We start from the raw sequence: 23,967 nt of genomic DNA, 5'->3' as shown, positions 1-23,967 counted from the left end.
CATGCACGGGGTTCTCCTCGGGGGGCGGCCGCGCCGGGGGCGGACGGGGCATCCTCCGTGCCGGGTCCCGCGGGCAATTACTGAATAGGCGTTCAGTATCGAAACCGGTGCGCCGTCCTGTCAACGCGCGCGGCGGCGCCGCGCCACGGTGCCCCGCGCCCGGGGGCCGGGCGCGGGCGGTCCGCAGAACGTTCCCGCCGGGAGGAAGAAGCGGATGCGGGCCGGGGTTGAGGGGACACGGGCCGGCGGCGGGCGTCGCGCCGTGACCCGGGCGACGCGGCGCCGCCGGCGGCGCCGACCATAATGAAATCCTGACCGACTCCTCGTGGAGGTATCCGTGACCGGTTTCCGTACCCTGAGCTCCGGGCTCCGCGCGCTGCGGCCCGCCGCCTTCGGAGCCGATCCGGGTGGTGCGCGTCTGGAGCGCATCCGCAGATCACCGAACTTCGCGGACGGCGTCTTCCGGAACCCGCTGAGCGCCCGCACCCGCCCCGACGCTTCCATGCTGGAGTTCGCGAGGGTCTACTTCCGCAAGGAGGAGCGCGTCCTGCGCTCCCCCGAGGGGACCGTTCCCGTCCACGCGACGACGGTCGCCGACCTGGCCCGGCCCGCCGCGACCGGCCTGCGGCTCACCTGGATGGGGCACTCCAGCGTCCTCGCCGAGATCGACGGGCACCGCGTGCTCTTCGACCCCGTCTGGGGCGAGCGCTGCTCACCCTTCGCCTTCGCGGGTCCCCGGCGGCTGCACCCGGTCCCGCTGCCGCTCGCGGCGCTCGGGCCGGTCGACGTCGTGGTGATCTCCCACGACCACTACGACCACCTGGACATGCCGACGATCAAGGCCCTGGCCGGTACGGACACGGTGTTCGCGGTCCCGCTGGGCGTGGGTGCCCACCTGGAGCGCTGGGGCGTGGCGGAGGACCGGATCAGGGAGCTGGACTGGAACGAGTCGGCCGGGATCGGCGGGATCAAGCTGACGGCCACCCCCGCCCGCCACTTCTGCGGCCGGGGCCTGCGCAACACCCAGCACACCCTGTGGGCCTCCTGGGTCGTCGAGGGCGACGCGCACCGGATCTACCACAGCGGCGACACCGGCTACTTCCCCGGCTTCCAGGACATCGGCGCGGCCCACGGGCCGTTCGACGCGACGATGATCCAGATCGGCGCGTACAGCGAGTACTGGCCGGACATCCACATGACGCCCGAGGAGGGCATGCGCTCCCACCTGGACCTCCAGGGCGGCCGGCCGGCCGGCGTGATGCTGCCGATCCACTGGGCCACGTTCAACCTGGCGAACCACGGCTGGGCCGACCCGGGCGAGGGCACCGTGGCGGCCGCCCGGGCGGCCGGCGCGACGGTCGCCCTGCCGCGGCCCGGCGAGCCCTTCGAGCCGACCGCCGAGACGGTTCCCGGCGAGCCGTGGTGGCGCGCGGTGGCCCGCACTCCGCGGGGCGGCCGGCCGGCCGCCGCGGAGCCGGCCGCCGGTACGCCGCGTGACACCGCCGACGGCTCGACGGACGGCACGGGGGACCCCGAGGCGGTGCCCGCGGGCTGACCGGCCGGTCGACGGCGAGGGCCGGGGAGCCGCGGGCTTCCCGGCCCTCGCCCTGTCCGTGACCGGTTCCGACCAGGTCCGATCAGAGATGAACCGCGGCCGAACGGGTGTCCAGACATTCCGTCGATCGGTTGTGCGAGGCGTCATACCAGAGCGGGACCCTGACCGGGGGACTTTGTCAACAGCCCATCGCAGATGACGCGTTGACGACTACTGTCAGTTGCCGTCGGGCGACGCAGAGCCGATTTCCTCGGCTCTCGCGACCGGCATCAGATGGCGCATGCCCGAGTCGCAGACCCGCGGGAGCCCCGTGCCCCCGACGCATCCAGTACGAGGACGCCGATGTCTCACCTTCGCGCACCGGCCGCACGCGCAGAGCGCCGCGAGGGCGGACGCCACGGCCGGCCCGCCCGCGCCGCCCCCGCGCCGCCCGAGACGCACCTGCGGCCCCAGTTGCTGCGCCTCGCCGTGCTGCCGCCCACCGCGGTGGCCCTCAGCGCGTGCGCGGCCGTGCTGTTCACCGTCCGCTCCGCCGGCGCCCGTCCCGGCCCCGGTCTCTGGGCGGTCCTCGCCGGAGCGGTGTCCGTCGCCATGGCGGGCATCCTGATCGCGGCCGTCGCCGCCGACCGCGCCGCGCGGTCGGTGGGGGAGCGGGCCGCCGCCCTGCGCCGCGCCGGCGCGCGCCACGAGGCCGAACTGCGCACCGTCGTCGAGGGCCTGGAGCGCGGTGAGCAGCCGTCCGCCCGCACCCCCCGGTCCCGGCCCGCTCCGGACGCGGACGAGTTCGACCTGCTCGCCGCCGACATGTCCCGTGCCCACGACGGCGCCGTCGCCGCCGTCGTCCGGGCGGCCCGGCTCCCCGGCCGCGCGGTCGGCGAACGCCAGGTCGAGGTCTTCGTCAACCTCGCCCGGCGCCTGCAGTCCCTGGTGCACCGCGAGATCTCCCTCCTCGACGAGCTGGAGAACGAGATCGAGGACCCGGACCTGCTCAAGGGCCTCTTCCACGTCGACCACCTCGCCACCCGCGTCAGGCGCCACGCCGAGAACCTCGCCGTGCTCGGCGGCGCCGTCTCGCGCCGCCAGTGGAGCAACCCCGTCCCCATGACCGAGGTGCTGCGCGCCGCCGTCGCCGAGGTCGAGCAGTACGCGCGGGTCAAACTCGTGCCCCCGGTCGAGGGAACCCTGCGCGGCCACGCCGTCGCCGACGTGATCCACCTGCTCGCCGAACTCGTCGAGAACGCCACCGTCTTCTCCGCCCCGCACACCGAGGTGCTGCTCCGGGTCGACCCCGTCACCTCCGGGCTGGCCGTCGAGGTGGAGGACCGCGGCCTCGGCATGCAGCCGGGCGAACTGAACAGGATGAACGCCCTGCTGGCCGACCCCGACCGGGTCGACGTCGCGAGCCTGCTCCAGGACGGCCGCATCGGCCTGTACGTGGTCTCCCAGCTCGCCCGCCGCCACCGCATCCACGTCCGCCTCCAGAGCAACATCTACGGCGGCGTCCAGGCCGTGCTCGTCGTGCCCGAGGAACTGGCCGGCGCCGCGGCGAGCGGGCGCGACGACGCCGGCGGCCGGCAGCGGCCGGGCGGCGGCCACCCGCGGCCCGCGGCGCCCCGGAGCACGCAACCGCTCCCCGGACAGGCGCCCGCCGCCGCGGGACCGGCCGTTCCCACGCCCCGGCGGACCCAGCCGGCACCGTCCCCGGGGGAGGCGGCCGTGCCGCCGAGCCGCACCCCGGGCGCCGGCCCCGCGCCGCTGCCCACCCGCACCGGCCGCGCCGCACGCCCCACCCCCGCCGACGCCGTCCCCGGCATCCGCGCCGAGGACCGCGGCGCCGCCGACGGGAACGCGGGGATGCCGCCCGTGCCCCGGTCGGGGGCCGTCCAGGGCACCCCGGCCAGGCCGCACCTGCCCCGACGGCGCGCCCAGGAGCACCTCGTCCCGCAGCTGCGGGAGGCCCCCGCCCCCCGGAACGACGCCGAGCAGGCCGGCGGCCACGATCCGGGGCTCATGGCCGCGTTCCGGCGCGGCATCGGCAGGGCGGAGGCCGACCACGCGCGAGCGGCGGGCGGGCCGGAAGCCGACACCGGCACCGCCGGGACCGGCGCCCTGCCGGCCGGTCCCGGGACGCTCCCCGGCACCGCCGACCCGCTCCGCGCGCACCCCGGCCCCGCCGCCGCGCACCCGGACCTGCCGGGGCCCGGCCCGCGCCACCGGGCCGACCGCCCCGCCGGACCGGCTCATCGGCCGCCGGCGCGGGCCGGCGACCGCTCCGGCGACCAGGGACACCCGTACCCCGTCCCCTCCCACCCCGCGGACACCGGCCCCGGGGACGGCGATCACCGCGCGGTCACGCCCCGGGGCCGCGTCCACGAGGCGCCCTCCGGCCCCGGCCCGGACCCGGACGGCCCGATCCCGCCCGGCCGCGCCCCCGGCGACCCGGCCCGCCGGACGCCGGCGGCAGCGCTTCCCTTCCGCCCGCGACCGCGGCCGCTGCCCACGGAGCACACGCCCCCGGCCGACGGCACGACGCCGCTCACCGGCCGCGGGGACGACCCGAGGCCCCCCGGCCCGGCCGCGGCGAACGGCACCGTCGCCGCCCACCCGGCCGAGGCGCACCCCGCCCACCCGGGGGCGCCGCACGACGGCGGGGACACCGCGCCCGGACCCGGCCGCACCGCCCGGCCCCACGGGGGCGCCCCGGGCGGATGACCACCTCTTCGGGCGCCCCCGCCCCGCCACCGACCCACCGGGAAGCCCCGCACCTCCCCCCACCGCTCCCGCAGACCTTCGCACCCCCAAGGAGTCCATCCCCCATGGCGAGCGATGCGCCGACCGGCCGCGTTCTTGACCTCGACTGGCTGATGAGCGGCCTCGTCCAGCGCGTACCCCACACCACGAGCGCCGTGCTGCTCTCCTGCGACGGACTGGTCAGGTCCGTCCACGGCCTCGATCCGGACAGCGCCGACCACATGGCCGCGCTGGCGTCCGGCCTCTACTCCCTCGGGCGCAGCGCCGGCGCACGCTTCGGGGACGGCGGCGACGTCCGGCAGGTCGTCGTCGAACTCGACGCGACCCTGCTGTTCGTCACCACGGCGGGCTCCGGCACCTGCCTGGCGGTCCTCGCCGGCCGCGAGGCGGACGCCGCGGTACTGGGCTACGAGATGGCCATGCTGGTCAAGAGCGTGCGTCCCTACCTCGTCACCGCGCCCCGGCAGCACGCCGTCGAAACCCCGGCGATCAGGCCGTGAGCGCGACCACGGCCGGGGACGAGCCGTGGCTCGACGACGCGGCGGGGCGACTGGTGCGCCCCTACACCGTCAGCAACGGCCGCACCCGACCGTCGACCGCGCTCGACCTCCTCTCGCAGGTCATGGCCACCGGGGCCACCCCGCTCGGCTACCTGGGGCCCGAGCACAGCCAGGCACTCGAACGGTGCCGGGCACCGGTCTCCGTCGCGGAGATCGCCGCCCATCTGCACCTCCCGGCGGCGGTCACCAAGGTGCTGCTGTCCGACCTCGTCGACTGCGGGGCGCTCACCACCAAGCCCCCGGAGTTCCACCACAACCCCACTGACCGGTCCCTTCTGGAGGCAGTGCTCGATGGACTACGACGACAGCTCTGACCCCTTCCCCACCGCACTGAAGATCCTGGTGGCGGGAGGGTTCGGGGTCGGCAAGACGACTTTCGTCGGCGCGGTGAGCGAGATCGCGCCGCTCAGCACGGAGGAACTGCTCACCACCGTCAGCGCCGCGACCGACCGACTCGACGGCATCGAGAACAAGGTCGAGACGACCGTCGCGATGGACTTCGGCCGGATAACCCTGGACCCGGAACACGTGCTGTACCTGTTCGGCACGCCCGGCCAGGAGCGCTTCTGGTTCATGTGGGACGAACTGAGCGAGGGCGCGCTCGGCGCGGTGATCCTCGCCGACACCCGGCGCCTGGAGGACTGCTTCGCGGCGGTCGACTTCTTCGAGCAGCGCGGTCTCGGCTTCATCGTCGCGGTGAACGAGTTCGACGGCTCCCACCGCTACGGCCCCGACGAGGTGCGCGCCGCCCTCGACCTGGACCCCGCGATCCCGGTCGTGCCCTGTGACGCCAGGATCTCCAGTTCCGGCGTGCAGACCCTGCTCACCCTGGTCCGGCACCTGCTCGCCCACGCCCCCGGCCGCGCGCCGAGCCAGGGAGCGCGCCTGTGACGTACGACCCGCCCCGCCCCGCCGGGCGCCTGCTGCTGACCCCCGAGGACAAGGACGCCGCGGCCCGGCTGCGGCGGCTGCGCGTTCTGGGGCTCGGCGAGCGGGCCGAGCCCGTCCTCGACGCGTTCGCGGACCGCCTGGCGCGGACCGCCGCGGCTCCCTACGCCAAGGTCACCTTCATCGGCGAGGAACAGCAGTTCTTCGCGGGGCTGCACACGCCCGGCCGTGGGGGCCGGGCGGCGGGCGGCGCCGCGACGGCTGCCGGGGAGCCGCCGGTGGAGCGTCGGCGGGGCCGGGACCACGGTTTCTGCCCGCACGTCGTGGTCCGCCGCAAGGCCCTCGTCCTGGAGGACGTCCGCGACTATCCGCGTTTCGCCGGCAATGCGCTCGTCGGGGAATTCGGCGTCCGCGCCTATCTCGGCGCACCCCTCATCGACGGCAGCGGCATCGCCCTGGGCGCGATCTGCGTCGAGGACGTCGTCCCGCGCCCGTGGGGGAGGCCCGGGCTGGACACCATCAAGGCGATGGCGGCGGAACTGGCCGGGCAACTCGAACGGCGGGCGGCGGCCACGGGCATCTGACCCGCCGCGCCACGGGGGCGCCGCCCACCGGGAACCGCTCCCGGAGGGCGGCCGCAGCCCCGTCCCCACCGGCCCGCACAGCGGTTTTCCGGGCGTCCCCGGGATCGGCGGGAAAAGCGAAAGCGCGGAAAGCCGGGGGGAGAAAACGGGGGCGTGAAGGAAAGCTGGGGCCGCGCTTAAGAAAACCTCGATGGACCGGAGGTACCGTCGTAGGGCAGATTCCTCAGGGAATTCACCCCTCTTCCCGGTACGGGCTGCCTTCGGCACGCTCATTCCCGGGACCTCACGCACAGGAGCCGTCTCGTGAAGGCGCTGGTCAAGCAGAAGGCGGAGCCCGGGCTCTGGCTCACGGACGTCCCCGAGCCGCAGGCCGGCCCCACGGACGTGCTGATCAAGGTCCTCAGGACCGGCATCTGCGGCACCGACCTGCACATCCGCAACTGGGACGGCTGGGCGCAGCAGGCCATCACCACGCCGCTCGTCCTCGGCCACGAGTTCGTCGGCGAGGTCGTGGAGACCGGCCGCGACGTCGCGGACATCGCCGTCGGCGACCTCGTCAGCGGTGAGGGGCACCTCGTCTGCGGCAAGTGCCGCAACTGCCTGGCCGGCCGGCGTCACCTGTGCCGGGCCACCGTCGGCCTCGGCGTCGGCCGGGACGGCGCGTTCGCCGAGTACGTCGTGCTGCCCGCCGGCAACGTCTGGGTGCACCGCGTCCCCGTCGACCTCGACGTCGCGGCGATCTTCGACCCGTTCGGCAACGCCGTGCACACCGCGCTGTCCTTCCCGCTGGTCGGCGAGGACGTCCTGATCACCGGCGCCGGCCCGATCGGCCTGATGGCCGCCGCCGTGGCCCGCCACGCGGGCGCCCGCAACGTCGTCATCACCGACGTCAGCGAGGAGCGCCTGGAACTGGCCCGCAAGATCGGCGTCAGCCTCGCGCTCAACGTCGCCGGCTCCACGATCGCGGACGGGCAGCGCACGCTCGGCCTGCGCGAGGGCTTCGACATCGGCCTGGAAATGTCTGGCCGCCCCGAGGCCCTGCGCGACATGATCGCCAACATGACGCACGGCGGCCGGATCGCGATGCTGGGCCTGCCCTCCGAGGAGTTCCCGGTCGACTGGTCCCGGATCGTCACGTCCATGATCACGATCAAGGGCATCTACGGCCGCGAGATGTTCGAGACGTGGTACGCGATGTCGGTCCTGCTGGAGGGCGGTCTCGACCTCGCCCCCGTGATCACCGGCCGGTACGGATTCCGCGACTACGAGGACGCGTTCGCCGACGCCGCCAGCGGCCGTGGCGGCAAGGTCATCCTCGACTGGACCCTCTGAGGACTCTAAGGAACTGATGATGTTCGACTCCGTCCGTGACGACCTGCGCTCCACCCTCGAAGAGATCAGCGCCGCCGGGCTGTACAAGCCCGAACGGGTCATCGGCACCCCGCAGTCCGCGACCGTGAGCGTCACCGCCGGTGGCCGCCCCGGCGAGGTCCTCAACTTCTGCGCCAACAACTACCTCGGTCTCGCCGACCACCCCGAGGTCGTCGCCGCCGCCCACGAGGCCCTGGACCGCTGGGGCTACGGCATGGCCTCCGTTCGCTTCATCTGCGGGACGCAGGAGGTGCACAAGGAACTGGAGGCGCGGCTGTCCGCCTTCCTCGGGCAGGAGGACACGATCCTCTACTCCTCCTGCTTCGACGCCAACGGCGGCGTGTTCGAGACCCTGCTGGGCGCCGAGGACGCGGTCATCTCCGACGCCCTCAACCACGCCTCGATCATCGACGGCATCCGGCTCTCCAAGGCCCGCCGCTTCCGCTACGCCAACCGCGACATGGCGGACCTGGAGGCGCAGCTCAAGGAGGCGTCCGACGCCCGCCGCCGGCTCATCGTGACCGACGGTGTCTTCTCGATGGACGGCTACGTGGCTCCGCTCAAGGAGATCTGCGACCTCGCCGACCGCTACGACGCCATGGTCATGGTCGACGACTCGCACGCCGTCGGCTTCGTCGGCCCCGGCGGGCGCGGCACCCCGGAGCTGCACGGCGTGATGGACCGCGTCGACATCATCACCGGCACGCTCGGCAAGGCCCTCGGCGGTGCCTCCGGCGGTTACGTCGCGGCGCGTGCCGAGATCGTCGCCCTGCTGCGCCAGCGGTCGCGCCCGTACCTCTTCTCCAACACCCTCGCCCCGGTGATCGCGGCGGCGTCCCTGAAGGTGCTCGACCTGCTGGAGTCCGCCGACGACCTGCGGGTGCGGCTCGCCGAGAACACCGCCCTGTTCCGCTCCCGGATGACGGCGGAGGGCTTCGACATCCTCCCCGGCGACCACGCCATCGCGCCCGTCATGATCGGCGACGCCTCGGTCGCCGGCCGGATGGCCGAGCTGCTGCTGGAGCGCGGCGTCTACGTCATCGGCTTCTCGTACCCGGTCGTCCCGCAGGGCAAGGCCCGTATCCGGGTGCAGCTCTCCGCCGGGCACTCCACCGAGGACGTCAACCGCGCCGTGGACGCCTTCGTGGCGGCGCGGGCGGAACTCGGCGCCTGACCCGCGCGTCCGTTCCGGCGGCGGGGAGGCGCGCGTCCGCCCCGCCGCCGGAACGGACCGGCCTCCGCCCCGCCGCCGGAACGGACCGGCCTCCGCCCGGAGGCCGGCCCGGAGCCCCGCCGATGGCGGGAAGAGCGGTGTGACCTGAGAGAATCGGTCGCATGATCGAGGCGCGGCGGCTCCACATCCTTCGTGCGGTGGCGGACCACCGCACGGTGACGGCGGCTGCCGCCGCGCTGTACCTGACCCCCTCGGCGGTCTCGCAGCAACTGACCGCCCTGGAGCAGGAGACTGGCCACCGGCTCGTCGAGCGGGGCGCCAAGGGCGTGACGCTCACCCCGGCCGGGGAGATCCTGCTCGGCCACACCCACGCCGTACTCGCCCAACTGGAGCGTGCGGAGGCCGAGTTGGCCGCCTACGGCTCGGGGTCGGCCGGGACGGTGACGGTGGCCGCCTTCGCCACCGGCATCAACCTCGTCGTGGCCCCCGCACTGTCCCGCCTCGCCGTCGCCGCCCCCGGCATCCGCCTGCGCATCCAGGACGCGGAGGGCGACGCCAGCCTGCCGATGGTCCTCGACCGGCAGGTCGACATCGCGGTGGCCGTCGAGTACCGGGGCGCGCCGGACGCGGACGACCCGCGGCTGACGCACGTCCCGCTCTACGCCGAGCCCTTCGACGCGGTGGTCCCCGTCGCGCACCGGCTGGCCGGCGCGGAGGAGGTGCCGCTCGCCGAACTGGCCAAGGACCCCTGGATCGGCCCCTACCCGGGCAACCCCTGCCACGACGTGGTGGTGCTGGCCTGCGAGAGCGCGGGGTTCCAGCCGCGCCTCGAACACTCCTCGGACGACTTCCGCGCCGTCGTCGCGCTCGCCTCGGCGGACGCCGGCGTGGCCCTGGTGCCCCGCTCGGCGCTGCGCGGCATGGACCTCACGGGGGTGGTCGTCCGCCCCGTCGACGGCACGGCCCCCACGCGGCGGGTCTTCGCCGCCGTCCGCCGGGGCGCCGAGCGGCACCCGCTGATCCGCCCCGTCCTGGAGGCGCTGACGCAGGCCGCGACCGCCGACTGACGCGCGGCCGGCAGCGGGCGGCGGGCGCCCGGTCCGCCCCGCCCGGACGGCTGACCTCGGCGGGCGGCGTCGGGGAGGCCGGACGGCCGTCTCCGCCGCCCCGGGGAGACGCGCCGCGGCGACCCGGGTCCTCGCCTTCGCCTTCGCTTCCGCCTCCGCCGCCGAGCCCGCCGCATGCGGCTCCGGCCGCACCCGCGGCCCGCCCTCCGCCGTCCCGGCCGCGGTCCGGACAGCGCGGCGGCCGGGCAGCGGACGGCCCGGCCCACCCGGAACCAGGCCGTTCCCTCGTCGCGACGCCCGCGCGGGCGCACCGCCGCACGGCGGCCGTTCCCCACGCCGCCCGACCCGCGGACGCGCAGCACCGGTCCGGTCCCGCACCCCCGGCCGAGCCGTCGCCGCCGGCGCCCGCGACCGGGCGGCGCGCCACGGGAACCGCCGCCGGGACCACACGCCCAGGACTGCGGGGGAGAGGTGGCGCCCGCACACCCGCCGCCGTCGGGTGCGTGCGTGCCCGCCGTTGTCGGTGCCGTTGACTACCGTTGCGTCCCATGCCGGATGCCGACGACGTACGACGGATCGCCCTCTCCCTGCCGGAGACCACCGAGAAGACCGCCTGGAGCATGCCCACCTTCCGGGTGGCGGGCAAGATGTTCGCCACGCTGCCCGAGGCCGAGACCTCCATCGCCGTGCGCTGCCCCAAGGAGGAGCGCGACGAACTGGTGCTGGCCGAGCCCGCCAAGTTCTGGATCGCCGGCCACGAGGCCGGCTTCGCCTGGGTCCGCGCCCGGCTCTCCGCCCTGGAGGACGAGGCGGAGCTGCGGGACATCCTCACCGACTCCTGGAGACAGGCGGCGCCGCCCCGGCTGACCGGGGCCCACCCCGAACTCGGCTCCCCGTCCACCGGCTGATACGCCGCGGGCGCCGTCGGTGCCCCGTGGCATGATCCGGAAACAGGAGCGCTGCGGGGGCGGGCGGCTTCGCGGGGGAGCCGTGCGCCGGGGCCGGGGAGGGGTGTGGGCAGGTGGGCGGAACGCCGTCGAGTGAGGAACGGTGCGCAGGTGCCGCCCCGCCGGGCGCGGGCGGCGTGCCCGACCGGCCCGCCGCGGGCCGCCGGGCCGTCTGGTCCCGGGACTTCGCCCTGTTCTTCGTGGCCAGGGCCCTCGCCCGGCTTGGCGACACCATGCTGCCGGTGGCGCTGGCCGCCGGGCTCCTTCAGTACGGGTACGGGGTGGGGGCGGTCGGCCTCGCCATGGCGGCGTCCGCCGCCGCCTTCGCGGGGCTCGTCGTCTTCGGCGGCGTGATCGCCGACCGGTTCGACACCCGCAAGCTGATGATCGGGGCCGACCTGGTGCGGCTGGGCGCCCAGTCCCTGGCCGCGGCGCTCTTCTTCACCGGCCATGTCGTCCTCTGGCAGGTCTGTGTGATCGGCGCGGTCAACGGTGTGGCGGGCGCGGTCTTCCAGCCCGGCGTCGCCAGCACGGTGCCGCGGCTCGCGGCCGACGTGCAGGGCGCGAACGGCGCCGTCCGCATCGCCGAGTCCGGGGCCCAGCTCGCCGGCCCGGCGCTCGCCGGCCTGCTCGTCGCCTTCGCCTCGGCCGGCGGTGTCTTCGTCGCCCACGCTGCCACGTTCGCGCTGAGCGCCCTGTGCCTGCTGCTGCTCCGGCTGCCGCCGGACGCGCCCGGCGGCCGGGCCCGCGGTGCCGGCTTCCGCGCCGATCTCGCCGAGGGCTGGCGCGAGTTCCGATCCCGCACCTGGCTCTGGGCGGTCATCGTCATCTGGTGCGTCTACATGATCGCCGTCTGGGGGCCGACCGTCCCGCTGGTGGCGACCGAGGTGGTGCGCGAGCACGGCCCGCACGCCTACGGGCTGATCAACTCCGCGCTCGGCGCCGGCACCGTCCTCGGCGGACTGCTCGCGCTGCGCCTGCGGCCGCGCCGCATGCTGCGTGCCGGGTCCGTCGCCCTGTTCGCCTTCGCCTGCTTCCCCGCGTCGGTCGGCGCCGGACTGGGCGTCGGGGCCATCGCCGCGGGAGCGGTGGTCGCCGGCACGGGGATGTCCGTGTGGGGCGTCATGTGGGCGACCAGCGTGCAGACGCAGGTCGCCCCCGACGTCCTCAACCGCATCCACGCCTACGACGTCGCGGGCTCGCTGGCGATGATGCCCGTCGGCCAGGCGCTCGCGGGACCCGCGGCCACGGCCCTCGGCGCCGACCGGGTCCTGCAGATCGGCGGGGTCATGAGCCTCGTCGTCGCCGCGGCTCTGCTGTGCGTGCCCGCCGTACGGGGCCTCGTGCGGGCCGACGGGCCCGTGCCCCGGCTCCGGGACGCCGTGCCGGCCGCGCCGGCGGGACACCGGGCCGGCTGAGGCCGCGGAGGCGGCACGGGCCGGTGTGCCCGGGCCGGGCGGAGGCGGAGCGGGACGGCCGCTCAGGCCCCTGCGCCCGCGGCGAGGAAGGCGTCGATCCGCTCGCGCAGCGACCGGGCGTCCAGACCGTGCGCGCTCACGTGTTCCTGGACCGTCCCGTAGCGGCGCAGCTCACCGCGCCCGACCCCCAGCCCGAGCAGGCGGTGGGGCACGTCGGCGAGCGCCCGGGCCGCGGCGGCCGTCGAGGTGCCGGCCAGGTACGGCTCGACCAGGACCACGTCGGTGCCCGCCGTCCCGGTGGCGGCCCGCAGGGCGGCCGTGTCGACGGGGCGGACGGTGGTCGCGTAGAGCACCGTCACGTCGCGCTCCCGCACGGCCTCCAGCACGGCGTCGAGCATCGGCCCCACGGCGACCACCACGCCCCGGCGGCCCTCCCGGACCGTGTGCCAGTGCGTCCCGTCGACCTCGGTCGCGTGCGCGTTGGCCTGCGTGGAGAGCCGGACGTACACCTTGTCGTCGCCGGCCGCGACGGCGTGCCGCAGCAGGGTCTCCGCCTCGTCGGGGTGGCCCGGCACGTGCACGGTCCAGCCCTCCAGCGTGTCCAGCAGCGCCACGTCGCCCGGCGCCATGTGGGTGAGGCCGCCCGCGGGCCAGTCGAAGGAGGCCGCCGCGCTGACCAGGACGGCGCCGGCGTCCTGGTGCCCCAGGTCGAGCTTGATCTGCTCGAAGGGCCGTTCCACCAGGAAGCTCGCGAAGGTGTGGAGCACGGGCCGCAGCCCCGTCAGGGCCAGGCCCGCGCCCGCGCCGATCAGCAGCTGCTCGCGGATGCCGACGTTGATCACCCGGTCGGGATGCCGCCGCCCGGCCTCGGCGAAGCCGTCGGCGCCGATCTCGGCGAGGACGACGGCCACGCGCGGGTCCTCGTCGAGGAGCCGGGAGACGACGGGGGCGAAACGGTCACGCATGGTGTCCATGGAGGGGGTCCTTCCTGCGGGGGCGAGCCGCCGGCCGGTGGCGGCCGAGGCGGGGGATCGGGGCGCCGGGGTCGGGAGGGGACGGTGCGGCGGGGTCGGGAGGCGAGGGTGGCGACGGTGCGCTGGGCGGAGAGCTGCGGGGGCGGGGGGAGCGGTGCGGCGGGGGTGGCTGTGGCCTCACGGGTTCTTCGGCTCCACGCGGGCCACGACCACCCGCGGCCGGCCCGGGTGCGCGGCCGTGAAGGCGGCGTGCAGCGCCTCGTGGTCCCGGCCGTCCACGGTGGCGGCCGACCAGCCCGCCACCTCGAAGCGCGCCGCGATCCCGCCCGGGCGGGCGTGGCGGGCCGAGGAGTTGTCGATCACGACGGTGTGCAGCCGGTCCAGCCCGGCCGGCCCGGCGAAGGCGATGGCCTCGTGGTTGCTGCCCTCGTCCAGTTCGGCGTCGCCGACCATCACCCACACGCTCGGATCGTCGAGCCCCTGGGCCCGCAGTCCGAGCGCCGTCCCCACGGCGATGGGCAGCCCGTGGCCGAGTGACCCGCTGCCGATCTCGGCGCCGGGCACCAGCACCCGGTCCGGGTGGTGGCCGAGGGGCGAGTCGTACCCGCCGAAGCCGGGCAGCCACGCCGCGGGCAGGAATCCCTTGGCCGCGAGCACGGCGTAGTAGGCCATCGGACCGTGCCCCTTGGACAGGAGGAACCGGTCACGCCCGGGGTCGTCCATGCGTTCGGGAGTCACCCGCAGGACGCGGTCGTACAGGACCCACAGCGCGTCCAGCGTGGAGGTCGCGGCCGGACCGTGCTTCTCGTCGCCGGTCATCAGCTCCATCAGTTGGGGCAGGTCGGCGTAGGTGTGGCGGTGATCCGCGGTGATCGTCATGACAACGAGCGTGCAACCTCGACCAAACTTGAGGTCAAGCGCGCGGAGCGGCCCACCGCTCGATTCCGGACGGCGCGGCGCGCGGGCCCCGGGAGAAACGGGTGCGCGACCACCGGCATGAGTGCGGTATTGTTTCCGTGCACGTCCGGCCGGGGGAAACCCCAGGTCAGACAGGCATCGGGACGTGGCGCAGCTTGGTAGCGCACTTGACTGGGGGTCAAGGGGTCGCAGGTTCAAATCCTGTCGTCCCGACTGGAGACAGTCGCAGGGTCAGGGCCGGTTTCGGAGACATCCGAGACCGGCCCTTGATCGTTCCCGGACGCGGACCGCCCGCGGGGCCGCGCGCGCCGGTCCCGCCCCGCCCGCGCCAGGCGAGACGCCCCGCGTGTCCGGCGGGGCGCGTGCGCCGATGGCGTTGCTGCGTTCGGGTGGGCACTGCACCCGTTCGGCGGTGTGTCGCCCCCGCCCGCCCGCACGCGGGCTCCGCTTTGGCCAGGATGACGGGTCGTGGAGTGCCCGGACTCTGAGCCCCAGGAGACGACCGACCAGTGAGCGTCATCAACGAACCCCAGGATGCCGACGCGGGGGAGGACTCGTACGAGAGCGAGGTGCCCGCACGGCGCAAGCAGCCGGGCAGCGTCGTGGTCAAGTGGGCCACCACCACCGACCACAAGACGATCGGCACCCTCTATCTGACCACGTCGTTCGCGTTCTTCCTGATCGGCGGCGTCATGGCGCTGCTGATGCGGGCCGAACTGGCGCGGCCCGGGCTCCAGATCGTGTCGAACGAGCAGTACAACCAGGCGTTCACGATCCACGGCACGGTCATGCTGCTGCTGTTCGCGACGCCGCTGTTCGCCGGATTCACGAACTGGATCATGCCGCTCCAGATCGGCGCGCCCGACGTGGCGTTCCCGCGGCTGAACATGTTCGCCTACTGGCTCTACCTGTTCGGTGCGCTGATCGTCATGGGCAGCTTCCTCACCCCGCAGGGCGCGGCCGACTTCGGCTGGTTCGCCTACAGCCCGCTCTCCGACGCGGTCCGCTCGCCGGGCATCGGCGCTGACATGTGGATCATGGGTCTGGCCTTCTCCGGCTTCGGCACCATCCTCGGCGCGGTCAACTTCGTCACCACGATCATCTGCATGCGCGCGCCCGGCATGACGATGTTCCGCATGCCGATCTTCGTCTGGAACGTACTGCTCACCAGCGTCCTGGTGCTGCTCGCCTTCCCCGTCCTCGCGGCGGCCCTGTTCGCCTTGGAGGCGGACCGCAAGTTCGGGGCCCACGTCTTCGACGCGGCCAACGGCGGAGCGCTGCTGTGGCAGCACCTCTTCTGGTTCTTCGGCCATCCCGAGGTGTACATCATCGCGCTGCCGTTCTTCGGCATCGTGACCGAGGTGTTCCCGGTGTTCTCCCGCAAGCCGGTCTTCGGCTACATGGGCCTGGTCGGCGCGACCATCGCGATCGCCGGGCTGTCCATCACCGTCTGGGCGCACCACATGTACGTCACCGGCGGTGTGCTGCTGCCGTTCTTCTCCTTCATGACGTTCCTCATCGCGGTCCCGACCGGCGTGAAGTTCTTCAACTGGATCGGCACGATGTGGAAGGGCTCGCTGTCCTTCGAGACACCGATGCTCTGGGCGATCGGCTTCCTCGTGACGTTCCTCTTCGGCGGTCTGACCGGCGTGATCCTGGCCTCGCCGCCGATGGACTTCCACGTCTCCGACTCCTACTTCGTGGTGGCGCACTTCCACTACGTGGTGTTCGGCACCGTGGTGTTCGCGATGTTCTCCGGCTTCCACTTCTGGTGGCCGAAGATGACCGGCAAGATGCTCGACGAACGCCTCGGCAAGATCACGTTCTGGACGCTGTTCATCGGCTTCCACACCACCTTCCTGGTGCAGCACTGGCTGGGCGCCGAGGGCATGCCGCGCCGGTACGCGGACTACCTCGCCGTCGACGGCTTCACCGCGCTGAACACGATCTCCACGATCGGCTCGTTCCTGCTCGGCCTGTCGATGCTGCCGTTCCTCTACAACGTGTGGAAGACGGCGAAGTACGGCAGGAAGGTCGAGGTCGACGACCCGTGGGGCTACGGCCGCTCGCTGGAGTGGGCCACCTCGTGCCCGCCGCCGCGGCACAACTTCCTCACCCTGCCGCGCATCCGGTCCGAGTCCCCCGCGTTCGACCTGCACCACCCCGACGTCGCGATGGCGGAGGTCGCGGCCCACGGCGCCGAGCGCTGAACGGCCGGGGAACCACGTGAGCGATCTGCCCCGGCGGGAGAGCGCCGCATCGATCGGCAACCAGGTGGAGGGATACCTCCTCTGGAGCGCGACCGTCGCCGAAGCGGAGCGGCGCGCCGAGGAGTTCCTGCGCCCGCTGGACTGGCTCACCACGTCGCAGCGCGCGGAGATCGAGCAGTGCTACGTCGCCGACAACCTGCGCAGGGCCCGGCAGGATCTCGAACGCGTCGCGGCGCGGAGCCGGTCCCTGCGGGCGGAGTACGAGAACCGCTACCGGTCGCTGCGGCGCCGGTGCCTCGGGGTGACGCTCGCGGTCTGGGCGGCGCTCACCACGGCCGTCGCCCTGCTCTGCGTGCTGTGAGCAGGCGGCGACGGGGCCGCCGAAGCCGCCGGTGACGCCGTGCGGCCCGCCCTCGGTGCGAGGCGGGCCGCGGTGGGTGGGGAGCCGGGACGGGCCCGCTCGCGCGCGCACGAGCGGGTCTCGCCGCGTTCCGGCACCGGCGGCCGGGCCGCCGGTGCGCGGGCCGGAGGGCGCGCCGAAACCGGCCCCGGACGCCCCTTCCCGTGGCCGGTTTAAACGCGTGGACCGCCCGGACGCCGCCACGCGACACTGGCGTCGCCGGCCGGCCCGTACCGCACCGTCGCGCGGTCCACGAAGGCACCGGCGGCCCCCGCGCGAGCGCCGGCAGGGCCGCCCACGACGACACGGGGTGGGGCATGGCGTCAGGGGAATCGAGCGGGGTGTCACCCGGACGGGGGCCGGTGCTGCTGGCCCTGCGTCACTACGGACGGGAACTGCGGCGGCTGCGCGCCATGGCGGCGCCCGCCCTGCTGCTGCCCGCCCTCGGCAACATCGGCATCAACTACCTCGCGCCCCTGGTGGTCGCGAAGCTCGTGGCGCGCATCGCCGCGGACGGGTCCCTGTCCGTGCGGACCGCGCTGCCGTACGTGCTGTGGTTCGCCGGGGTGCTGCTCCTCGCCGAGGCGCTGTGGCGGCTCGGGCTGCACTGCCTGAACCGGCTGGACGCCTTCGGCGTCGAGCACCTCTACGTGATCGGGATGGACGAACTCTTCGCGCGGGACGCCGCGTTCTTCCACGACAACTTCGCCGGGTCGCTGACCAAGCGCGTGCTGAGCTTCGCCTCCCGCTTCGAGGACTTCGTCGACACGATGACCTTCCAGGTCGTGGGCCGTCTGGTGCCGCTGGTGTTCGGCTCCGTCGTGCTGTGGCGCTACGACCCGCTGCTCGTCGTGGGACTGCTGACGATGATCACGGTCACGGGGCTGTGCGTGGTACCCCTGATCCGGCGCCGGCAGGTGCTCGTCGCCGAGCGGGAGGAGGCGATCGCCCGGGTCTCCGGCCATGTCGCCGACAGCCTGATGAACATGGACACCGTCCGGGCCTTCGCCGCCGAGGAGCGGGAGGCGGCCGAGCACCGTGCGCGGGTCGCGGCGTCCCGGCGGCTCACCCTGCGGTCCTGGGACTACGGCAACCTGCGCATCGACACCCTGGTCGCGCCGATGTCGGTGCTGACCAACGCACTCGGCCTGCTGCTCGCGATCGCGCTCGGCGGGGGCGGGCACGGTGTCGAGGCCGTCGTCGTCGCGTTCACGTACTACGCCAACGCGACGCGGATCATGTTCGAGTTCAACCAGATCTACCGCCGTCTGGAGAGCTCGATGACGGAGGCGGCGCAGTTCACCGAACTGCTGCTGACGCCGCCGGCCGTGCTCGACCCGGCCGCGCCGGAACCGCTGCGCTGCCGGGCCGCCGACGTCCGCTTCGAAGCGGTCGCCTTCACCCACGCCGGCGCCGGGCCGCTGTTCGCGGGCCTCGACCTGGCCGTGCCGAGCGGTTCCAAGGTGGGCCTGGTGGGGCGGTCCGGCGGGGGCAAGACCACGCTCACCCGGCTGCTGCTGCGGATGACCGATCTCGACGGGGGCCGCATCCTGATCGGCGGCCAGGACATCAGCCGGCTGCGCCAGGCCGACCTGCGCGGCCTGATCGCCTACGTCCCGCAGGACCCGGCGATGTTCCACCGCTCCCTGCGGGACAACATCGCGTTCGCCCGGCCGGACGCCACCGAGGCCGAGATCCGCCGGGCTGCCGAGGCCGCCCACGTCACGGAGTTCGCCGACGCGCTGCCCGACGGATTCGCCACGATGGTCGGGGAGCGGGGCATCAAGCTGTCGGGCGGACAGCGCCAGCGGGTCGCCCTCGCGCGCGCCATCCTGCGGGACGCGCCGATCCTGCTCCTGGACGAGGCGACCAGCGCGCTCGACTCCGAGAGCGAGATCCTCGTCCAGGAGGCGCTGTGGCGGCTCATGGAGGGGCGGACCGCTCTGGTCGTGGCGCACCGGCTGAGCACGGTCGCCACCATGGACCGCCTCGTCGTCCTCGACCGCGGCCGGATCGTCGAGCAGGGCACCCACCGGGAACTGCTGGCCTGCGACGGCGCCTACGCCAAGCTGTGGCGCCACCAGTCGGGCGGCTTCATCGCCGACGGCCCGCTCCCGGCCGGCGGACCCGTGACGGCCGGGGGTACGCCCCGCGTGCCCGACGGCCGGGGCCCGGCGTCCGAGGGGCTGTCCGCCCCGGCCGACCACCGCTGAGCGCGGTGCCCCGGCCGGGCTCCCCGGGGTGGGGCGTGCCCGTGCCCGTCGGGCCGGGGAGCGGCGCACCCGCCCGTCGGGGGCGCCCCGGTCCCGACCGGGGTCCCCGGGCGTGTCGCGAAGGCCCTGGTGCCGTGACCGGAAAGGGTCGCCGGACGGCTCGCGGCGTCCGGTGCGGTGCATCGCACGGCGGAGCGTCTCCCGCGTACGGGATGTACTCGGGTGATGCGACAACGCGGCGAGGTGCCGTGCCGGGCGCCGCGAGCCGGTGAACCTTTCCGGTCAGGGCACCAGCCGCGGCTTGAAGCCGACCCCGCCGTACAGGGACACCGGACCGTCGCCGAGGGGCGCCTCGCCCTCGGCGAGGTCGGGGCGCCAGTCCCGCACGGAGACGATCCCCGGGGCGGCGAGGTCGAGACCCGTGAAGAACCGGGCGACCTCGGTGTGCGACCGGCCGACGAGGGTGACCCCGCCGCGCGTGTACGCCTCGATGCCCTGCCGCACCTTCTCCGGTTCGAAGTCGGCGGTCATCGCGGACAGGGCGAGGCAGCTGCCCGGCGCCAGCGCGTCGACCAGCGTCTGTACCAGCTCGTAGGCGCCGGACGCGTCCGGGACGAAGTGCATCAGCGCGATGAGCGAGAGGGCCACCGGCCGGTCGAGGTCGAGCACCCGCCCCGCCTCGGCCAGGATCTTCCCCGGCTCGCGGACGTCCGCCTGGAGGTACTCCGTCACCCCCTCCGGGGTGCCCCGCAGCAGTGCCTCGGCGTGGGCCAGCACGATGGGATCGTTGTCGACGTAGACGACCCGCGCCTCCGGTGCGGTGGCCTGGGCGATCTGGTGCAGGTTGGGCTCGGTGGGGATGCCGGTGCCGATGTCGAGGAACTGGCTGATTCCCGCGGTGCGGACCGCGTGGCGGACGGCCCGCTGCATGAACCTGCGGTTGGCGAGCGCGGCCCGAGGGGCGCCCGGGTCGAGGGCCATGATGCGCCGCCCGAGCTCCTCGTCGACCGGATAGTTGTCCTTGCCGCCCAGGTACCAGTCGTACACCCGTGCCGGATGGGGCCGGGTGGTGTCGATCCGGTCCGCGCCGGACTCGGTCCCCGTCATGGGACAACTCCCTTTTCCGCTCGGTGTCCTCACCCGCGGGCGGCTGCCCGGCCCGGTGCGCGAGCAGTGTGCCACGCGTGCGGGGGCCGGGTCGGCCGGCCGTCGATCCCCGGCCATCGGGCGCCACCGCAACCGCGGCCCGCGCCCGCCCTCCGTCCCCACCCGGTCCCCACCCCCTCACCGTCCGGCGGCTGCCGCTTCGGACGGCCGGCGGTCGCCCCCGCCCGCCGGGTGGCTCCGGCGCCGCCGCATCCCGTTCCCGCCCTCCCGCGCGCGGCTCCCGCCCGGTGCGGGGACCGCGCCGGTGAGCCGGTACGGGCGGACACCGGGGCGGCGGATCTTCCCAAGGGCCCGTGGCGGGGCTATAGTCCAAAACTAGCAGCGCTAATTAACTCGGTGTCGTCAGGAGTCCAGTCGTGCGCCCCGTCCACTTCGCGGCCGCCCGCCGCACGCCCATCGGCAAGCTGCGCGGTGCGCTGTCCTCCGTGCGGCCCGACGACCTCGCCGCGAGCGTCATCCGCGGCCTGGTCGCCGAGGTCCCCGCGCTCGACCCCGCCCGCGTCGACGACGTCTACTGGGGCGCCGCCAACCAGGCCGGCGAGGACAACCGCAACGTCGCCCGCATGGCCGCGCTGCTCGCCGGGCTGCCCGACAGCGTGCCCGGTGCGACCGTCAACCGGCTGTGCGCCTCCGGCCTCGAAGCCGTCACGACGGCCGCCCGGGCCGTCGCCGCCGGCGAGGCGGACATCGTGCTCGCCGGCGGCTCGGAGTCGATGAGCCGCGCCCCCTTCGTGCTGCCGCGCCCGGACGAGGCGCTGCCGCACCGCGTCGAGACCGTCGACACCCGGCTGGGCTGGCGGCTGGTCAACCCCGCGATGCGGGACCTGCACGGCGTGCTGTCGATGGGGGAGACCGCCGAGGAGGTCGCCACGCGCTACGGCGTGTCCCGCGAACGCCAGGACGCCTTCGCGCTCCGCAGCCACCGGCGCGCCGCGGACGCGGGCAAGAACGGCCACTTCGACGCCGAACTGCTGCCCGTGGAGCGCCCCGACGGCGTGGTCGTCGACCGCGACGAATGCGTCCGCGAGGACACCTCCCCGGAGAAGCTCGCCCGCCTGAAGCCGGTGTTCCGCGAGGGCGGCACCGTCACCGCGGGCAACGCCTCCCCGATGAACGACGGCGCCGCGGGCGTCCTCCTCGTGAGCGAGGAGGTGCTGAACGAACTCCACCTGGAGTCCCTCGGCCGGTACGTCGCCGGAGCCTCGGCCGGAGTCGACCCCGACGTCATGGGCATCGGACCGGTCCCCGCGACCCGCAAGGCGCTCGCCCGGGTCGGCTGGAGCGTCGAGGACCTCCAGGAGGCCGAGTTCAACGAGGCGTTCGCCGCCCAGGCCCTCGCCTGCGTCGACCGCCTCGGCATCGACCCCGACCTGGTCAACCCGAGTGGCGGTGCCATCGCGCTCGGCCACCCGCTCGGCTGCTCGGGCGCCCGCATCCTCACCACCCTGCTGCACCGGATGCGCCGCACCGGTGCCGGGCGCGGCCTGGCCACCATGTGCGTCGGCGTCGGGCAGGGCAGCGCGGTCCTCGTCGAACGCGCCTGAGGCCCCCCGCGTCGGCCGCACCACCACCGGGCCGCCCGCCGCGGACCGCGGGCGTGCTCGTCCCGCCACGACCTGGTGTTCCCGACGCCCGCACCCGGCTTCACGACCACCGGCTCCGCCTCGCCGGGGAACCGGTTCCGGCGCGCCTACCGGCTCCGCGCCAGCCGGGATCCCTCGGGGGTGCGGCGGTAGAGCACCGATCGGCCGGACCGGGCGCGGGCGACGAGGCCCGACCGGTGCAGTACGCCGAGGTGGTACGAGACCGTGGCGGGGCTGAGGAAGTGACGTTGCGCCAACTGCGCTGTGGAGGCCGGTTGCGCGAGCGCGGCGAGCAGCCCGGCGCGGGTGGGGCCGAGCAGCCGGGCCAACTCGGCCGAGGGGGCCGCCGGGGCGAGGGTGTCGGCCGTGGCCCTGTCGCGCACGGGGCAGACGAGCATCGGCGGCCGGTCTCCGGTGCGCGTCGGGTCCACGGCCACTCCCGGCACGGGCGCGACGAGTGACGGCACCACGACCACCAGGGGGACGGGCAGCGCGATCCGGAACCGGCTCTCGACGTGCAGGGTGCCGTCGGCCCACCGGATGCCGGGGTGCAGGGAGTTGAAGAGTCCGGCCGCCCCGTGCCGGGCCAGCATGCCGGCGCATCGGTCGACCTCGCCGTCGAGGGCGGTTTTGGCGGCCTCCCAGTGCGGAGCGAAGGCCAGTTCCCAGTAGCGCCGCATCTCGTCCGCCGCCTGCCCGGCCACGTGCGCACCACCCCGGGCCATGGCCCGCCGTACTTCCGGCGGCAGCTCGGAACCGGCGAGGCCGTGGTGTGGCCGGCCGGCGCGCAACGCCTCCAGTTCGCTCAGGACCCGACCGGGTGGGGTGCACCGGACCCGTTCCAGCTCCTCCTCGATGGTGGGGGAGGGCCCGGACGGGTGCGGGCTGAGGAAGTCGGGAACGTATCCGCCGCTGTCCAGGGCCAGTTCGGACAGCAGCGGCAGTCGGGCCCTGCGCAGCACGCGCCGGGCACGTGCAACCCACGGATCGCTGTCCGGGGCCGGTCCCAGACCCCAGGGCAGCAGCGTCGTGACGACCTCGTGCAACGGCGAGACGGCGAAGCGGGAACGGGCGAGCCCCGCCGCGTTCACGGTGAGCTCGATCATGAGCCTCCCCCTGTTCGGTCCTGCCGGTCCCGTGGCCGTGCCTGTGAACCTGCTCGAATCGTGGCACGGACGGTCACGGTGGCAGGGCCGATCCGACAAGCTGATGACCCGCGCCGTGGTTACCGACGGAGCCCAGGGCCGTGGCCTCCAGCGGCAGGATCGGCACGGTGAAGGACCTACGGCGAACACGACACCGTCCGATACGGCTCACGTCACCGCGACGTTCGGAGAAGTGCCACCGCTGATCGACACGGCCGGCCGCAGGACCGGAGCCGGCGCCTGAGCACACCTCCTGTGCGAAGAGATCCGTCCATGCCCACGGTGCGCGCCGGATCTGCCGGCGCGTGGAAAGAGGGGGAAGCATGCACATCCGATCACGCACCACCCGAGTCCTGGCGGCCACCGCCCTGGTGGCCGGTGGACTGACCGTCGCCACCGCCGCGCCCGCCGCGGCCCGGCCGGCATCCGGCACGAGCACCTCTCTCGCGGCCGCCGCGGTGGGCTGCGGCGGTTCGTACTCCCGCGGCCCCTACTGGTACGCGGGCGTCGACGCCGGCACCCGTGCGGGCAAGCGGATGGTCATGGACATCCAGGGCCCCTGGACCACGGCCGGTACACAGGCTCACATGTGGAGCTGGTACAACGGCCAGAGCCAGTACTGGTGTCTGGCGCCCATCCAGAACGGGAGTTCCGGCGGCACCTTCTACGGGGTCCGCAACTACTACACCGGCAAGTGCCTGGATTCCGGCGCGACCGGTTACGGCACCCTGGTCAAGCAGCAGGACTGCAATCTGTCCACCTACCGTCAGTTGTGGTGGATCACCAGCAAGGGCTCGTACTCCACCCCGGACGGCACGAAGACCGCCTACGAGTTCAGGAGCCTGGCCAACGGCCAGGGCTACTGCCTGGACGTGAAGGACTTCGGGTACAAGGACGGCGCCCTCCTGCAGACGTGGAGCTGCAGTGGTGGAAGGAACCAGCGCTTCTACTGACGGACGGCCGAGTGGCGCAGGGTCGTCGTCCACCGGACCCCGACCCTGCGACCCGGCCGCCGGAGTCCCTGTTAGCGTGGCGCGGCGTG

General features: G+C 74.4%; 19 protein-coding genes, 1 tRNA gene and 1 pseudogene. 17 read left to right on the top strand and 4 right to left on the bottom strand.

Annotated features, from left to right (window positions below; all coding sequences use genetic code 11):
- Positions 1-337: 337 nt before the first annotated feature.
- The 11 genes and pseudogenes from ACGFS9_RS12345 to ACGFS9_RS12295 all read left to right on the top strand — a co-directional run bounded on the left by ACGFS9_RS12345 (position 338) and on the right by ACGFS9_RS12295 (position 12,315).
- Entirely contained in the window at positions 338-1,555 is a 1,218-nt protein-coding gene (locus tag ACGFS9_RS12345) for an MBL fold metallo-hydrolase (RefSeq protein WP_393252581.1), read from the top strand.
- Between the two features lie 342 nt (positions 1,556-1,897).
- Positions 1,898-3,580, top strand: a pseudogene (locus ACGFS9_RS12340) (ATP-binding protein); the annotation flags it as partial.
- Positions 3,581-4,371: 791 nt separating this feature from the next.
- On the top strand, positions 4,372-4,806 hold the full coding sequence (locus ACGFS9_RS12335) for a roadblock/LC7 domain-containing protein (RefSeq protein WP_393252579.1): 435 nt from the start codon (positions 4,372-4,374) through the stop codon (positions 4,804-4,806).
- Entirely contained in the window at positions 4,803-5,180 is a 378-nt protein-coding gene (locus ACGFS9_RS12330) for a DUF742 domain-containing protein (RefSeq protein WP_393252577.1), read from the top strand. The genes ACGFS9_RS12335 and ACGFS9_RS12330 overlap by 4 nt, the downstream gene beginning before the upstream one ends.
- Positions 5,158-5,757: an ATP/GTP-binding protein gene (locus ACGFS9_RS12325; protein ID WP_393252575.1), complete on the top strand. Its 600-nt coding sequence runs from the start codon at positions 5,158-5,160 to the stop codon at positions 5,755-5,757. The genes ACGFS9_RS12330 and ACGFS9_RS12325 overlap by 23 nt, the downstream gene beginning before the upstream one ends.
- The gene (locus ACGFS9_RS12320; protein ID WP_393252573.1) at positions 5,754-6,338 is read left to right on the top strand and encodes a GAF domain-containing protein; all 585 of its coding nucleotides are present in this window, start codon (positions 5,754-5,756) and stop codon (positions 6,336-6,338) included. The genes ACGFS9_RS12325 and ACGFS9_RS12320 overlap by 4 nt, the downstream gene beginning before the upstream one ends.
- Before the next feature lie 303 nt (positions 6,339-6,641).
- Complete coding sequence (tdh, locus tag ACGFS9_RS12315) at positions 6,642-7,670, top strand: L-threonine 3-dehydrogenase (RefSeq protein ID WP_393252571.1); 1,029 nt, start codon at positions 6,642-6,644, stop codon at positions 7,668-7,670.
- Between the two features lie 19 nt (positions 7,671-7,689).
- The gene (locus tag ACGFS9_RS12310; RefSeq protein WP_393252634.1) at positions 7,690-8,883 is read left to right on the top strand and encodes a glycine C-acetyltransferase; all 1,194 of its coding nucleotides are present in this window, start codon (positions 7,690-7,692) and stop codon (positions 8,881-8,883) included.
- A 161-nt stretch (positions 8,884-9,044) separates the two neighbouring features.
- Positions 9,045-9,950: a LysR family transcriptional regulator gene (locus ACGFS9_RS12305; RefSeq protein ID WP_393252569.1), complete on the top strand. Its 906-nt coding sequence runs from the start codon at positions 9,045-9,047 to the stop codon at positions 9,948-9,950.
- A 548-nt stretch (positions 9,951-10,498) separates the two neighbouring features.
- A complete protein-coding gene (locus tag ACGFS9_RS12300) occupies positions 10,499-10,858 on the top strand; it encodes an MmcQ/YjbR family DNA-binding protein (RefSeq protein ID WP_393252567.1) in 360 nt (119 codons plus the stop codon).
- 176 nt (positions 10,859-11,034) lie between these two features.
- On the top strand, positions 11,035-12,315 hold the full coding sequence (locus ACGFS9_RS12295) for an MFS transporter (protein WP_393252565.1): 1,281 nt from the start codon (positions 11,035-11,037) through the stop codon (positions 12,313-12,315).
- A gap of 62 nt (positions 12,316-12,377) precedes the next feature.
- Here the strand turns inward: ACGFS9_RS12295 and ACGFS9_RS12290 are convergent, their stop codons facing one another.
- Together ACGFS9_RS12290 and ACGFS9_RS12285 are read right to left on the bottom strand one after the other, a co-directional pair.
- A complete protein-coding gene (locus ACGFS9_RS12290) occupies positions 12,378-13,289 on the bottom strand; it encodes a transketolase family protein (protein ID WP_393252563.1) in 912 nt (303 codons plus the stop codon).
- A 177-nt stretch (positions 13,290-13,466) separates the two neighbouring features.
- Entirely contained in the window at positions 13,467-14,168 is a 702-nt protein-coding gene (locus ACGFS9_RS12285; RefSeq protein WP_393252561.1) for a transketolase, read from the bottom strand.
- Positions 14,169-14,346: 178 nt separating this feature from the next.
- On the opposite strand from ACGFS9_RS12285, the gene ACGFS9_RS12280 reads away from it, so the two are divergent.
- The 4 genes from ACGFS9_RS12280 (at position 14,347) to ACGFS9_RS12265 (ending at position 19,030) form a co-directional block, all read left to right on the top strand.
- Positions 14,347-14,420: transfer RNA gene (locus tag ACGFS9_RS12280), tRNA-Pro, on the top strand.
- Positions 14,421-14,716: 296 nt separating this feature from the next.
- The gene (gene ctaD / locus ACGFS9_RS12275) at positions 14,717-16,417 is read left to right on the top strand and encodes a cytochrome c oxidase subunit I (protein ID WP_393252559.1); all 1,701 of its coding nucleotides are present in this window, start codon (positions 14,717-14,719) and stop codon (positions 16,415-16,417) included.
- Positions 16,418-16,433: 16 nt separating this feature from the next.
- The gene (locus ACGFS9_RS12270) at positions 16,434-16,778 is read left to right on the top strand and encodes a cytochrome C oxidase subunit I (protein WP_393252557.1); all 345 of its coding nucleotides are present in this window, start codon (positions 16,434-16,436) and stop codon (positions 16,776-16,778) included.
- 356 nt (positions 16,779-17,134) lie between these two features.
- Positions 17,135-19,030 (top strand): ABC transporter ATP-binding protein, encoded by a 1,896-nt coding sequence (locus tag ACGFS9_RS12265; RefSeq protein ID WP_393252556.1) that lies wholly within the window; start codon positions 17,135-17,137, stop codon positions 19,028-19,030.
- 282 nt (positions 19,031-19,312) lie between these two features.
- Here ACGFS9_RS12265 and ACGFS9_RS12260 read toward each other — a convergent pair whose 3' ends face one another.
- On the bottom strand, positions 19,313-20,137 hold the full coding sequence (locus tag ACGFS9_RS12260; RefSeq protein ID WP_393252554.1) for an SAM-dependent methyltransferase: 825 nt from the start codon (positions 20,135-20,137) through the stop codon (positions 19,313-19,315).
- A 416-nt stretch (positions 20,138-20,553) separates the two neighbouring features.
- Between ACGFS9_RS12260 and ACGFS9_RS12255 the strand changes: the two genes are divergently transcribed.
- A complete protein-coding gene (locus ACGFS9_RS12255) occupies positions 20,554-21,741 on the top strand; it encodes a thiolase family protein (protein ID WP_393252553.1) in 1,188 nt (395 codons plus the stop codon).
- Positions 21,742-21,887: 146 nt separating this feature from the next.
- On the opposite strand, the gene ACGFS9_RS12250 is transcribed toward ACGFS9_RS12255, so the two are convergent.
- Positions 21,888-22,886, bottom strand: a complete 999-nt coding sequence (locus ACGFS9_RS12250; RefSeq protein WP_393252551.1) for an ArsR/SmtB family transcription factor — start codon at positions 22,884-22,886, stop codon at positions 21,888-21,890.
- A gap of 362 nt (positions 22,887-23,248) precedes the next feature.
- Here ACGFS9_RS12250 and ACGFS9_RS12245 point away from each other — a divergent pair, with 362 nt between their 5' ends.
- Positions 23,249-23,878 (top strand): RICIN domain-containing protein, encoded by a 630-nt coding sequence (locus ACGFS9_RS12245; RefSeq protein WP_393252549.1) that lies wholly within the window; start codon positions 23,249-23,251, stop codon positions 23,876-23,878.
- The last annotated feature ends 89 nt before the right edge of the window (positions 23,879-23,967 follow it).

The sequence above is a fragment of the Streptomyces sp. NPDC048566 genome (genome assembly GCF_043199735.1).
Lineage (GTDB): Bacteria > Actinomycetota > Actinomycetes > Streptomycetales > Streptomycetaceae > Streptomyces.
Note: the sequence above shows the minus strand (reverse complement) of the source record. Positions and strands in the feature narration are given on the sequence as shown.